Annotated in this window: 12 protein-coding genes and 1 other RNA gene; 7 read left to right on the top strand and 6 right to left on the bottom strand. The window is 41.4% G+C overall.

What is annotated here, in order from left to right; all coding sequences use genetic code 11:
• The first annotated feature begins 112 nt into the window (after positions 1-112).
• Positions 113-703: a DUF3611 family protein gene (locus NSMS1_RS15855; RefSeq protein WP_224085507.1), complete on the top strand. Its 591-nt coding sequence runs from the start codon at positions 113-115 to the stop codon at positions 701-703.
• 203 nt (positions 704-906) lie between these two features.
• Here the strand turns inward: NSMS1_RS15855 and NSMS1_RS15860 are convergent, their stop codons facing one another.
• The 5 genes from NSMS1_RS15860 to glyS all read right to left on the bottom strand — a co-directional run bounded on the left by NSMS1_RS15860 (position 907) and on the right by glyS (position 5,839).
• Positions 907-1,125, bottom strand: a complete 219-nt coding sequence (locus NSMS1_RS15860) for a hypothetical protein (RefSeq protein ID WP_224085509.1) — start codon at positions 1,123-1,125, stop codon at positions 907-909.
• A gap of 69 nt (positions 1,126-1,194) precedes the next feature.
• Positions 1,195-2,562, bottom strand: a complete 1,368-nt coding sequence (murD, locus tag NSMS1_RS15865; protein ID WP_224085511.1) for a UDP-N-acetylmuramoyl-L-alanine--D-glutamate ligase — start codon at positions 2,560-2,562, stop codon at positions 1,195-1,197.
• A 167-nt stretch (positions 2,563-2,729) separates the two neighbouring features.
• Positions 2,730-3,173: a type II toxin-antitoxin system VapC family toxin gene (locus NSMS1_RS15870; protein WP_224085513.1), complete on the bottom strand. Its 444-nt coding sequence runs from the start codon at positions 3,171-3,173 to the stop codon at positions 2,730-2,732.
• Positions 3,174-3,479 carry a hypothetical protein gene (locus tag NSMS1_RS15875; protein ID WP_224085514.1) on the bottom strand — a complete coding sequence of 102 codons (306 nt, stop codon included), beginning with the start codon at positions 3,477-3,479 and terminating at the stop codon, positions 3,174-3,176.
• A 173-nt stretch (positions 3,480-3,652) separates the two neighbouring features.
• On the bottom strand, positions 3,653-5,839 hold the full coding sequence (gene glyS / locus NSMS1_RS15880) for a glycine--tRNA ligase subunit beta (RefSeq protein ID WP_224085515.1): 2,187 nt from the start codon (positions 5,837-5,839) through the stop codon (positions 3,653-3,655).
• A 174-nt stretch (positions 5,840-6,013) separates the two neighbouring features.
• Here glyS and NSMS1_RS15885 point away from each other — a divergent pair, with 174 nt between their 5' ends.
• From NSMS1_RS15885 to rnc, 5 genes are all read left to right on the top strand, one after another.
• Positions 6,014-7,204 carry a transposase gene (locus NSMS1_RS15885; protein WP_224085516.1) on the top strand — a complete coding sequence of 397 codons (1,191 nt, stop codon included), beginning with the start codon at positions 6,014-6,016 and terminating at the stop codon, positions 7,202-7,204.
• 108 nt (positions 7,205-7,312) lie between these two features.
• Positions 7,313-8,458, top strand: a complete 1,146-nt coding sequence (corA, locus tag NSMS1_RS15890) for a magnesium/cobalt transporter CorA (RefSeq protein ID WP_224085517.1) — start codon at positions 7,313-7,315, stop codon at positions 8,456-8,458.
• A gap of 61 nt (positions 8,459-8,519) precedes the next feature.
• The gene (locus NSMS1_RS15895) at positions 8,520-9,218 is read left to right on the top strand and encodes a hypothetical protein (RefSeq protein ID WP_224085518.1); all 699 of its coding nucleotides are present in this window, start codon (positions 8,520-8,522) and stop codon (positions 9,216-9,218) included.
• A gap of 47 nt (positions 9,219-9,265) precedes the next feature.
• An RNA gene (gene rnpB / locus NSMS1_RS15900) (RNase P RNA component class A) lies at positions 9,266-9,697 on the top strand.
• A 107-nt stretch (positions 9,698-9,804) separates the two neighbouring features.
• Entirely contained in the window at positions 9,805-10,530 is a 726-nt protein-coding gene (gene rnc, locus NSMS1_RS15905; RefSeq protein ID WP_224085519.1) for a ribonuclease III, read from the top strand.
• Between the two features lie 240 nt (positions 10,531-10,770).
• Here the strand turns inward: rnc and NSMS1_RS15910 are convergent, their stop codons facing one another.
• Entirely contained in the window at positions 10,771-12,273 is a 1,503-nt protein-coding gene (locus tag NSMS1_RS15910; RefSeq protein ID WP_224085439.1) for an IS5 family transposase, read from the bottom strand.
• Positions 12,274-12,656: 383 nt separating this feature from the next.
• Between NSMS1_RS15910 and NSMS1_RS15915 the strand changes: the two genes are divergently transcribed.
• Positions 12,657-13,907, top strand: a complete 1,251-nt coding sequence (locus tag NSMS1_RS15915) for a glycosyltransferase (RefSeq protein ID WP_224085520.1) — start codon at positions 12,657-12,659, stop codon at positions 13,905-13,907.
• Positions 13,908-13,958 lie beyond the last annotated feature (51 nt).

Below are 13,958 nucleotides of genomic sequence, written 5' to 3' on the forward strand. Positions count from 1 at the left end.
TTAATTGCGATTTTATGTCTCCGGGTTTGTAGGGTGTTCTGTCTGGGGGTGGGGGTTTATATGTGAGGGGAGGAATATCTTGTTAATTGGGGGATAAGCCAAGGAAAAAAATATGGAAGCGGGATCAGAAACACGCTCACACACTGTGGAGCATACGTCGCTATCACCAAAACTCTACAGCATTGCTAATACAATTCGTCTTACAGGTTGGATTACTTTTTGGGTGCAATTGGGGCTTGCTGTAGTCGGTGGTTTAACGTTACTATTCGCCTTCACTGGTCGCGCCTTTACAGATCAACCAAATACAGGTTTGGGGATTGGGGTTTTTTGGGCTGTATGTGGTGTTATAGCCTTATTATTTAGCGTATATTGGGATTTTCGTTATACTCGCATCGGTAAGCGTTTGGCAAATCCTAATCCGGCTTTGCATCCAAGTAAAGCGGACACAACCACAGCTATTAGATTAGCTATCATCGTCAGCTTTGTGGGAATACTCTTAACCTTAATAGGTAGTGGTGCAACTTTGAGCGTATTCATAGCAAAATCTATCTCCCAACCACCAGGTGTAGCGATTACTGACCCCAACAAGATTATCCGGGCGCTGGATGTGTTTGTGATGGTGGCAAATATTAATGGTATTGCTGCTCATTTTATCGGTGCGATCGCTTCAATTTGGTTACTTGAGCGAGTCCATCAAAACTAGTTTGCTAGAGCTAAAAGAGCGATCGCCTCATTTACTAACACAAGACTTGAGAAATGATATCAATGTGGGGTTGCTGTTCATCTTGTAAGTGCGATCGCTTCAAGATTACTTGAACCAGTCCATCAGAAGTAATTCGTAATTAAGAAATTTAGTATGGTGGGTATTGCTCACGCTACAAAGACTCGTTCATCTCCCTCAGATACTCATTTATCTACCTCAGAGACGGGTTCATCTCTCTCTGAGAGAGATTCATCTCCTTCAGAGACTGATTCATCTACCTCAAAGACAGATTCATTTCCTTCAGAGAGAGATTCATCTCCTTCAGAGACGGATTCATCTATCTCAAAGACAAATTCATCTCGCTCAAAGACTGATTCATCTACCTCAAAGACTGATTCATCCACCTCAAAGGACGGATTCATCTACCTCAAATACTCGTTCATTCATCTCAGAGACTCAAAAAACTTACTTTAATCTCTACTCTCCACTTCCTATTTTAAGAGTTCCAAACACAACTGCCGAAAATGGTCGCCTCGTGCTTCAAAATTGGGGTATTGGTCGAAGCTGGCGCAGGCTGGAGATAATAAAACTACGGGTGCTTGATGCTGTTTGGCTAATTCAAGCGATCGCACTACAGCCTTATCCATTGTCTCTACTATTTCATAATTGGTATAACCCACTTCTTGTAAACGTTGGGCAAATGCTGGTGCGGCGTTACCAATGAGTAATACATCTGAGGTTTGCGCTTGGATTTTCGCCAGCCAAGCTGTATCATCCCCTGGTTTGGCTTCACCACCAGCAATCAATACTGTTGGGCTTTTCACTGATGCCAATCCCACTTCCGCCGCATCATAGTTAGTGGCTTTGCTGTCGTTGATAAAATCGATGCCTTCCCAAGTGCAGATATGTTCTAAGCGATGGGGAACGCCTGGGAATTGTCGCACAGCTTTGTCAATCGCATCAGGGGGGATATTCGCTAACCTAGCTGCGGCTACTGCCATGAGGAGATTTTGCTGGTTATGCGCCCCTACCATGCGTAAAGCTGACGCTTCGACAATTTTTTGGGGTGGGGAGTCTGGTTGTAATTGTTCTGTAACCCAGCCATCCTCGATATAAAAGCCTTTGTCACCTAATAAGTGTGATTTCCCTTTCACACTTGTCCAATAAGCATCCGGCCAATGACTACTACCTATCTTATTTAAGTAAGCATCATCCCCATTGAAAATCTGTAATTGGGATTGACGTAATAACTTGGCTTTGATGTCGTAATAATTTTCTAACGTCTTGTGACGGGCAAGGTGATCTGGGGTGAAGGTTGTCCAGATGCTGATGCGGGGAGCTAGGGTGGAGGAAGATTCTATTTGATAGCTGCTAATTTCCCCAATTACCCAGTCGGGGGCTGTTTCGGCTAAGGCAACTTCACAAGCCGCATAGCCGATGTTACCGCAGGCGGGGGCATCGAATCCGGCTGCTTGAAAGATAGCGGCGATTAAGGCAGTAGTCGTAGTTTTGCCGTTAGTCCCGGTAATGGCTACCCAAGGTAGGGACTTTAAATGTCGCCAAGCTAGTTCCATTTCGCCGATAGTTTCTATGCCCAGTTCTCGCGCCTTGACTAACGCGGGAATGTCCCAAGGAACACCCGGACTCACAACAATTAAATCGGGTAAATTACCTTCCACTAACTCTAGTGAATACCCTAATTTAACGGTGATTTGTTCTTGTGCGAGTTCTTGTTGTTGTTTCAGGAGGGTTTCGGAGGTGTTGCGATCGCTCAGAACTACCTCCCAACCATCCCGTTTTAACAATCTCGCCGCAGCAACACCGGACTTTCCTAATCCAACTACATGGGCTTTGGACATAGACTGTAGCAGAGTTCCCTGGTTAAGCACTCATAATAGTAGCGCTTAATGAGCAAAAATTACACCACTTTTTATTGCTTTTTTTGTACAGTGTTTGTCAGTTGTTCATCGTCAGTTGTGAGACTACTTATTACTTATCCGTTCCTTCATTCCGAACTCAGGTTAAATTAACTTGTTATCGTACTGGGGCTAATAGTTGTAATTTCTGTGTACCGGGCAAAATCGCTGACATTAAATGTGAGTATATGGGTTAAGCCATGCACAAGCATTGCTGCAACAAGTCGTGCATCGTGTACATTGATTCCCCTAATTCCGTAAGCAACCACCAGCCTTTCCCATTCCTGGTAAATTTCTTCAGTATCTAGTAACAATGGGAACAAAGCTTTTAAACGATTAACTTCTGCTTGTGTTTCTGCCACACTACGCCCTAAACCATTTCGCTCAATTGGGCGTGTATAGACGTTCCAAAATTCAATCAAGTTTTGCGGTACGATGTACACCTGTTCACCGCGATGGTGTAGCGTACTGATAGCATTAACAGCATCAGCGTTCATAGGATGGCTAAGATCCACACTCCTCAACAAGACATTAGTATCTACCAAGTAGGACACTTAATCTCGCTCTCCATAGATGCTTTCGCGGCTAATAGCTGCATCTGATAGTGTAGGTAGATTAAGGTTTCTATGGCTTTCTACCCAATCTTGAAATGCGACTACCCACTCATTAGGGGTAGCAGTTTCATAGAAAGGAAGTTCTTGGGCTGGTTGCACTAGCCGCTCAAGCATGGTGTGTAGATGAGGTTTAATTTCTGATGGACTACGATTAGAAATCTTCGCCAGCAGAAGTGTAATTTTTTCTATATCCTCACTATGAAATTTTTCTAATTCATTCAGATTAGGTGTTGGTTGATTGTTCATATTTCTAAATAACTCTCAAAAAGTTTATTCTTCTAAATTCAACATAGGACAGGTTAGCGGATTTTATGTTAATTTTCCGCTTACTACCTGTCCCTTTCTTTATGCCGAACTCAGGTAATGTAGTTTACCTTGTCGGTAGCCTGGAAACTATTACCACTGACGACTGACGAAACTTAAAGATTTTTCACTATCGCCCCAAAGTCAGCTAATACCCGCGCATGATTCCGCAGTAATCCTAGTAAGTTTAAGCGATTGCGCTTGATATCTGGGTCGGGGTCAATGACTAACACACTATCCGCACCATCGAAAAACTTACTTACAGTAGGTGCAATAGTTTCTAACCCCGCAACTAACAGTTGATAATTACGTGACTGCTGGGCTGCTTGAGTTTGTGGTACTAGCTGGACTAAAGCATCGTAAAAGGCTGACTCAGAAGGCTTTTGGAACAGTTGAGGATTAACTACAGAAGTGGGATCTAACTGTGCAGTATCTAAATCGCCTTGGGCTGCTAGTCTGGTAGAACGGTTCACGGTTTCGTAGATTTTATCTAGTGTACAGTCGCGGCGAATTTGTTGTAAGTATAAGGCGCGATCGCGTACATCTAGTAAATTCTCTAATGCCCTTGCTTGATACTCTTCGTCATTCTCTCCCAACACGGCATTTACGAGGTCGTAGTCGATTTGTTTTTCTTCTTGTAATAAGGTGCGAATGCGTTGTAAGAAGAAGTCCTTCAAAGTGCTAATCAATGATTCAGCATCTTTATTAAAAGTGCTTGAGAAATCTGTTGCTATTTGCTCTAATAGCTGAGATAAATTAAGTTTTAATCCTCCTTCTTTGGTAACTCGTCCATTTTCGGTTAATATCGCTAGCCAAATAATGCTAATTAAACCATTTGCAGCCCTTCTCAAGGCAAAAGGATCGGAAGAACCTGTAGGTATTAACCCTAACCCAAATATGCAGACTAACGTATCTAATCTGTCTGCGATAGCTACAATTTTACCTGTAAGCAGTGAGGGTAAAATATCACCTGCTCCGGCTGGCAAGTAATGTTCTCTAATGGCTCTTGCTACTTCGGCATCTTCGCCACTGGCCACAGCATATTTTTCTCCCATTATTCCTTGCAATTCAGGAAACTCAAAGACCATTTGAGTAACTAAATCTGCTTTACACAATAAAGTAGCCCTTTGTACTTTTTGGCGTTGTTCTTCTTCTAAACCCAATTGATCACTGATTCTTTCAGCAATTTTAATAATTCTGTCTACTTTAGCACGAACAGAACCTAAATCTTCTTGAAAAGTGACTTTTTCTAATAGGGTTAAAAAACTTTCTAGAGGTTTAGATAAGTCAGATGTAAAAAAGAATTTTGCATCTGCTAATCTAGCACGAATTACTCTTTCATTGCCTACAGCAATAATGTCTGACTTTTCTTTTTTGCCGTTGGAAATGGTGATAAAGTACGGTAATATTTCCTGCTGATAGCCATCTTTAAACACAGGGAAATATCGCTGATGAGTTACCATAACCTCAGTAATTACTTGAGTAGGCAGTTTCAAAAAGTCGTCTTCAAATTTCCCAACAACTACGGAAGGATACTCTACTAAGTTGACAACTTCTTCTAACAATTCAGGGTAAAATACTGTAGAACCTCCTAAATTTTTTACAGCTTGCCCTACTTCTTCTTTAATAGTGTTTTCTCGTTCTTGTGGTGTAACTATTACATAACCAGAACGTAGTGTATTTACATAATCGCTTGCTTGGGGAATTGTCAGTAGTTCGGGATGCAGAACACGATGACCGTAGGAAATGCGATCGCTTTTCACACTTAAAGAACCATTCACCAATTCAATTGGCAAAATCGCCTCATCTAACAACGCGACTAACCAACGAATGGGGCGGGAAAATCTCACATCCCCATCACCCCAACGCATCAAGCGTTTACCTTCTAAGTTATAAATCCATTCGGGTACAAGTTCGGTGAGAATTTCTGCCACGGGACGACCTGGGGTCTTCTTTTGGACAAAGACAAATTCCCCCTTATCCGTGGGGCGAACTTCCAACGCCTCTAATTCTACGCCTTGCCTTTTGGCAAAACCCACAGCCGCCTGGGTTGGTTGACCGTCTTTAAAAGCCGCTTGGGCTGGTGGGCCTTTGATTTCCTCTTCCCGGTCTGGCTGCCTAGATGGTAAACCTGTAATTAGTACAGCTAAACGCCGGGGAGTACCGTATACCTCTACAGATTCACTCGTAAGGATATTAGCCACTAAACTTTGGGGAATGCGCGATCGCCACTGTGTAATGGCTCCACTTAAAAAGCTTGCAGGTAATTCTTCTGTTCCAACTTCCAATAAAAACCCAGGCATAGGACTCTATCTTTAACTTTATCAATTCCAACAGTTTACCGCGCCGACTGGGGAGTGGGGAGTGGGGATGAGGGAGTGGGGGCTGACAGGTGTAGGTTTTTTACAAGAGTGTGAGCATTCATTCACGCTTGACAGAAAATAAAAGCAGACTGACAAAGTGAAACAGAGGCTCAAATGCTGAAAAATGAGTACCTCAAACAATGGACAAATATAGTGTCACAGAAAATGCCACATCTGACGTTACCACAAGTGGTAGGGCTGGCAACATGGAGTTTTGGCATAGTGATGACAAGATCAAGTAGCTTGAGCAAAGTGTCAAAATTCATAGCTCAAGTCAACTCAGAAAAGGCAAATACAGTACGTCAAAGATTAAAAGAATGGTATGAGGAAGCCTCTGCCAAAAAAGGGCTTCATCGTCGGACTCTAGATGTAAGTAGTTGTTTTGCGCCATTGCTGTTATGGGTGATCAGTTTGCTACCTACCAATATCAAGCGTATTGCGCTAGCACTAGACGCAACCAGTATCGGCAATAAGTTTGTAGTCTTATCAGTAAACATACTCTTGGCGGGTTGTGGAATCCCGATAGCATGGTGTGTGGTCAAAGCACATGAGCCAGGAAGTTGGAAAGGGCATTGGCACAATCTGCTCACAGCAATCAAAGATGCCATCCCAACTGAGTTTGATGTCATAGTCACTGCTGACAGAGGACTGTATGCTTGTTGGTTGTATGAATTGATTGTGGCTGCTGGCTGGCATCCGTTTTTACGTATTAACCATCAAGGAACTTATCGCCTGCCATCTGGGAATACATGGCATCCACTAAAAGATGTGGTTTGTACCCCTGGAACATCTTGGTCAGGTCGAATTATTTGCTTTGTCACCAATCCCGTTGAATGTACATTGCTTGCCCGTTGGGATCTTGGTTACAAAGACCCTTGGTTGATTTTGACTGACCTTGAACCCATGAGCGCCTCTGCACTCTGGTACGGTTTACGTCCTTCTACAGAATGTGTTTATCGGGATGTCAAAGGAGATGGTTGGGATTGGCATCATACTCGTTTGCTCTCACCACAACGTGCTGAACGTTTGTGGTTAGCCATCGCTGTTGCCACTCTTTGGATGGTGATGCTGGGGGGCGAAGCGGAAAATCAATCTTCTCCCCCAACTCTCGAACAACTTCCACCTCGACATGTTGTCTTTTCTCAGCCTTTCCACCTTCATCCTCAGCGTCAGATTTCTTGTTTTTTGTTAGGCCTGTTGACCCTGATTGCTGATTTACTCAACCATCTTCCTATTCATCTTCCCAGTTGGAGTGCTTTTCCTCATACTCCTGTTGACGATTTCTTTTGCTTCAATTCCTCCTAATTGTAAAAAACCTACACCTGTCAGGGGAGGTGGGGGAGATGAGGGAGCAGGTGAGGATAACTTTGAACTGTTGATCAATTACCAATTACCAATTACCCAGAAGGTTGCATGATTAGAAAACTTCGTCGCTTTGCTAATGTAGTTACCAAACCATCTTATAAAGATGAGTTCTATCACTATCCAGGAACTGTACCTGGAACCATCATTATTGATGCGGATGCGCCGCCGCCAGAAATTGATCTAATTGACTATGGCCCAACTAATTTTACTCACCAGCAATTGACTACGCCGGAAGAATGTATCCCATATTTGGATACAGAATCTGTAACTTGGGTGGATGTCCAAGGATTGGGTAGTCAGGACATATTAGAGAGATTGGGCAAAGTATTTGATTTACCGCCTCTAGTTTTGGAAGATGTGGTGAATGTATCGGAACGTCCTAAATTAGAAGACTTTGATGATCAATTATTATTTATTGGCCGGATGGTAGTACCAAAAGAAAGAGGTGGCGGTTTTTATAGTGAGCAAGTAAGTTTAATTTTGGGGAAACATTACTTGTTAACTATACAAGAAGAACCTGAACATGATTGCTTTGAAGGAGTGCGCTCAAGGATTGAAAAGGCTAAGGGAATTATTCGCCGCCAAAAAGCTGATCATTTGGCTTATGCTTTAATCGATGCCATTGTTGATGGTTTTTTCCCAGTGTTAGAACGTTACGGCGAAGAACTGGAGGACTTAGAGCAGGAAGTAATTGTTAGTCCTACTCGCCAAACACTGCAAAAAATTTACCAGGTGAGGCGAGAATTACTACAATTGCGTCGTGCTATTTGGCCGCAACGAGATGCGATTAATGCTTTAATCCGCGATGGGAGTGAACTCATTAGCGAAGAGGTGCAAATCTACCTGCGCGATTGTTATGACCATGCGGTGCAAGTCATGGATATGGTGGAAACCTACCGCGAGTTAGCCTCTGGCTTGATGGATGTATACTTGTCGGCAGTCAGTAACAAAATGAATGAGGTTATGAAATTACTGACAGTGGTTTCCTCAATCTTTATTCCCCTAACTTTTGTTGCTGGGATATACGGAATGAATTTCAATCCCGACAAATCACCATACAATATGCCTGAGTTGAATTGGTATTGGGGTTATCCATTTTGCTTAGGAGTCATGGGGGCGATCGCCTGTGGATTATTATTCTTCTTTTGGAAACGAGGCTGGCTAGAAAATTCTTCCACAATTAAGCGTGATTAAATATTCAACATCACTAACAAGTCGCGTAAAAAAATTATTATAGGGAGTTTATATTCCAAGTATGAGGAATACCGACCAAAATTTACTTGTTTTAACAATTTATATTATTGGTATAACTTATGTGTTTAACCAGATGGTTGCATCTATAGATGATCGCATCAAGTATGATTTTAAAAAATCCGTTGTAGATGACCAATTAAAACAACAAGAACTAGACGACAAAATTGCCATATCCTTCAAATTTGGTTCATCAAACTCTTATGATGACGTTAAAGACTTATCAATAAGTATTGAGAATAAATCTGATGATGTGGCTGTTTACGTAGATTGGGATAATAGTTCTATAGTTGTAGAGCATACTAAACAATCACGGCGAGTAATCAGAAGATCACCAGACTTAACCCGCGACTTAGCCGTACCACAAAGTCCCAGTTTAATAGTTCCAAAAAAAACACTTTCAGCATCTATCACAGCCGAAGATGTCTTAAAGCTTCAAGACGGCACATACTCAGTTAGCAAACCTCTAATTGATATTACCGGACTCAAAAATGGTGGGCCGCCGCAAAAGAAGTTATACGGCGACTTTATGAATAGAGGTAAAGAATTAGAATTTTCTTTACAGTTAGTATTGCGTCTCACCAAAGTTAGAGCAGGCTTGGCTCCTGGTGCTGAATACCCACCCATATCTATTATTAATTGCCCCTTCACTATCAAAAAACTACCTTGGACTTACGCCTTACCTTGGAACAAAAAGAAATAAGCAAAACAAACACATTACCCCATACAAGATTACACTGGAGCTAGGGAGAGAGTAGGCGTTGGCGGTTGCAGGTCAGTTAAAACTGGCTTGAGGAAAGTCCGGACTCCCGAAAGACCAGACTTGCTGGATAACGTCCAGTGCGAGCGATCGTGAGGATAGTGCCACAGAAAAATACCGCCAAAACAATTCAAAATTCAAAATTCAAAGTTCAAAATTTTGGATGAAGGTTTTGCATTTTGAGTTCAATTTTGGTAAGGGTGCAAAGGTGCGGTAAGAGCGCACCAGCAGCGTTGAGAAGCGCTGGCTCGGTAAACCCCGGTTGGGAGCAAGGCCGAAGGAACTATGGTTGGTCTTTTACCAGTTCCGCGATAAGAGCGCCGCTAGAGGCGTTTGGTAACAAACGTCCCAGATAGATAACCGCCCTCTGGTAAAGTAATTTACACAGAGAACAGAACCCGGCTTACTACCAACTCTCTCCTCTTTTAGTCCATAGTCATTAGTCCATAGTCATTAGTCCAACGGAAGGATTATTAACTGTTGACTGTTGACTTTTGACTGTTAACTGTTGACTGTTGACTGTTTACAAATGACCCTCGTTTATCCCCGCCGTCAAAGGCAACTTGAAAGTTTAGTCAGAAAATTAGGTTTGCCCATAACAGCACCAATTAAGTGGCAATTGCTGGATCTGGCCCTGACTCATCCTACTGTTTCTGAGTCAGCAAACTATGAACAATTGGAGTTTGTGGGTGATGCGGTGGTACGCTTGGCGGCGGCTGTGTTGCTGTGGGAGGCTTATCCAGATTGCCAAGTTGGGGATTTTGCCGCCATACGTTCAGTATTGGTGAGCGATCGCATCCTCGCCCAATTAGCTAGAGAATATGGTTTAGAATTACATTTGCTGGTTGCTGGTAGTGCCACCAGCGATAAAATTGGTCAAGAATCTCGATTAGCAGACGCTTTTGAGGCTGTTTTAGGAGCGCTTTACCTCAGCACTAATAATTTAGATTTGATTCGCCCTTGGTTAGACCCTCACTTTCGCCAATTAGCAACCGAAATTCGTCTCGACCCCGCCAGACTCAACTATAAAGCCGCTCTGCAAGAATGGACTCAAGCCCAGTTTAAAGTATTACCAGAATACCGAGTTGTTGAAATTAATCAAGCCAACCGCACTCAAGAACGTTTCGCTGCCGAAGTCTGGTTAAACGGTAACAAACTTGGTGAGGGCAAAGGACGTTCCATCAAAGCTGCCGAACAAGCCGCCGCCAAAGTAGCATTTTTAGCCATCCCGCCTTCAGAAGAGATGAAGAGTTAATAGTTGATGGTTATTTGTCGAATCTAAAATCTTAATCATTTCTTCTCTATGAGAGGCTGCGCCAACTGTTCCTAACGAGTACGGCGTTTATCGGCCTGCTCTACGGGAATGCTTTGTCTTAACTCGACTTTATCTCTAATTTGTACAGAAGTAAATATTACAAAACTATTTCAGTATATATTCTTAATTAGGGCTTGCTGAAAAAGTCATTTCAAAGGAAGAGAAAAATTGATTAAGTAGTCAGTCCAGAAAAAAGATAAGTTTTTGTTGTTTAAGGTTTAATGAAATATCAGTTTCGATAATAGAAGAAGTAAAAAAAGACTCAGTTTTGAAAAATAGGCAAAAAAATACACAAAAAAGCCGTAATAGCAGAGTAGAAAGATTCATAACTAAAAAAGTTATGGCAATAGCGGTGAAAGAAGTATGAGGAAGTTTAGCCATAACTCTACCAAGGCTAAATCTTCGTTTACCTTGTCCAAACTTGCCCTCAATACAATTACGAATCCTTTCGTCATAAGCGGCTTGTTTCTTCTTTTCAGGGCTGACATTTTGGGGGGGTCTACCTAGTGGTGGGCCACTAATTCTAATTCCCCTTTCTTGACACCAAGCTCGATTCTCCCTCGTCCGATAAATCTTATCAACATGAACTGATTCAGGATAATATCCGGTGTAGTTTTTGTATGCTTCTACTTGTGATTTTAAGTCTCCTGATTCGTTAAAGTTGTCCCAACTAATATGGTCTAAAAATACATAGCCATCATAGTAACTAGCTGAAAACTTAGCCCCAAACTCTACTGTTCTCCCGGCTTTACCTCGGATAATCGGACGAATGTGTGGTTGGTTTAAACTGACAATGCGGTCTTGTATACTAATTTTTTGATTTTCATATAACCATAACTGTTGACGATAAACTTCTGCTACTACTAGCAACATCTTATATTGACTGTTGCTCAGTTTTAATAGTGACGCACCTAAATTTATTAGCTGCTGAATATGAGTTAAATTTCTGTTGATATATTGCAGTTGCTTTCTGATAGCTTTCCTTCTTTCTTTAACTGTTGGTTTTCTTTTCTTGGCTACTGCTAAATAATCCTTTCTTGCTTTGTTTCTGTAGGTTCTTGGTTTGTTGATATTTCTTACTAATAAGGACTTATATAATGTATCTATGATTGTTTCTGTTTGCTTTCTGGCTTGATTTAATAATCCTAAATCTGTCGGATAACTTATGTCTGCTGGCGCACAACTAGCATCTAATATTAATTTTCCTCTATTGGCTGGCTTACTTTTTGAATCCTCGACCTCTGGCTTTTTTGCTCTTACTTCTACCTCCTGTTTATTTTCTAACATCTTCCTGACTATTTCTTGATTGATTTTATTGACTAATTCTATATCTATCCTTTCTCTAAAATGAACTAGCATTGACGGGTCAAATGCAGATTCATTACTATATGCTGACATTCCTATAAAGTATTGCAGATACGGGTTCTCCCGAATTTGTTCTACTGTCTCTCTGTCACTTATTCCTAATTTTTCTTTAATTATTAATGCTCCCAACGCCATTCTAAATGTTTTGGCTGGCGCTCCCATTCTTGCTGAAAATATTTCTGCGTACTCTGCTTCAAATTTTGACCAAGGTATCATGTTCGCCATGATTACCCATCGGTTATCTGACGCTAGTTTTCCCCCAAAGGGTAGTTCAAAGTTTTCTGCTGCTTTTTCTTGCTTTTGCGCTCTTCGATACATTTTAACGCAACTTGCTACAAGGATTTTTACTTATCTTACCCTTTTTCTTTTCACCTTATTTTTCTTTCCTGACCCTGAAACTCTTCATTCTGCTATCTTTCGCCCTTATTCAGCCAGCCCTAATTAAAAAAACATTTTTAAGTATTATTGCTAATATCTTAATATAAATTAATGCTTTAAAATTTACTACAGATATTAAAAAACTCGTAAAGTTTCGGGAAAAGTAACCATATTATTTGTTTACATGCTGCATACTTGAATAATCAAAAAACAAATAATTGTTTTAGCTAATTAAACATAACTAAAAATCTAAATGTTATAAATTCTCTTATTTATAAAACTGCTCTGCAATCAAAAAATATAGTTCTTATCCACTTACTTTCATGAATATCAATTCAACTAAAGAATTACTAACAGTTCCCACTGGCTCATTACAAGTTGCTGATATACCTCCTAATAGCGTAGAGTTAAATCATCAAGAGCAAGATATATATTTTTCCTTAATAATCCCTACCTATAAAGAGCGGGATAATATTGAAAATGTTGTAAAAATCTTGAGTCAAACCCTAGATGAATTTATCCCAGGAGATTATGAATTAATTGTTGTGGATGATGATAGCCCTGATATGACTTGGGAAGTTGCCCAAGCCTTGACAGAAGAATATCCCCAGTTAAGAGTCATGCGACGACAACAAGAAAGGGGATTATCTTCCGCAGTAGTTAGGGGGTGGCAAGTCGCTAGAGGAGGCATTCTTGGGGTAATTGATGGAGATTTGCAACATCCTCCAGAAGTATTGACCGAACTATTGAAGAAAATGTCCCAAGGCGCAGATTTGGCATTAGCCAGCCGTCATGTAGATGGTGGTGGTGTTAGTAGTTGGAGTGTAGTCAGACGCTTCTTATCTCGTGGCGCTCAAGTTTTGGGTTTGCTCATTTTACCTGGAGTGTTGGGCAGAGTTTCCGACCCGATGAGTGGCTATTTTATGGTGCGTCGTAGCAGCATAGTTGGGGCGGTACTCAATCCTGTAGGCTACAAAATTCTGTTAGAGGTAATTGGGCGGGGTAATATTGGAAATATTGCCGAAGTCGGTTATGTATTCTGCGAACGGCAACAGGGTGAAAGTAAAGTTACCTGGAAGCAGTATATAGACTATATCCATCACCTAGTACGTTTGCGTTTATCTACTGGGCGTGTAGGTCGAGTTAAGGCAAAAATTAATTTCCCTCTAGATCGATTCTTGCGTTTTGCCTTGGTGGGATTGAGTGGCGTATTTGTAGATATGGGACTGCTTTACTTACTCAGTGACCCCTCAACCTTGGCTTTACCTCTAACTCGCAGCAAAATTATTTCCGGTGAAATCGCTATTTTCAATAATTTCTTATGGAACGATGCCTGGACGTTTGCTGATGTAACCACTAGACAGCAAGAATGGCATCAAAGGCTGAAGCGATTTGTCAAGTTCAACGTGATTTGTTTGGCGGGGTTGGTGTTGAATGTTATGGTTTTGAACCTAGTATTTAATTTCCTGATTCCTAACCGCTATGTTGCTAACCTGATTGCGATCGCCGTTGCTACTATTTGGAATTTCTGGGTTAACCTCAAACTTAGCTGGCGTGTAACTGATGTGAAATAGTTGGCTCGGTCTAATATATACAAGTTGGTGTATTCTCACGCTGGGCTTCTC

The organism is Nostoc sp. MS1, assembly GCF_019976755.1.
Taxonomy (GTDB): Bacteria; Cyanobacteriota; Cyanobacteriia; order Cyanobacteriales; family Nostocaceae; genus Trichormus.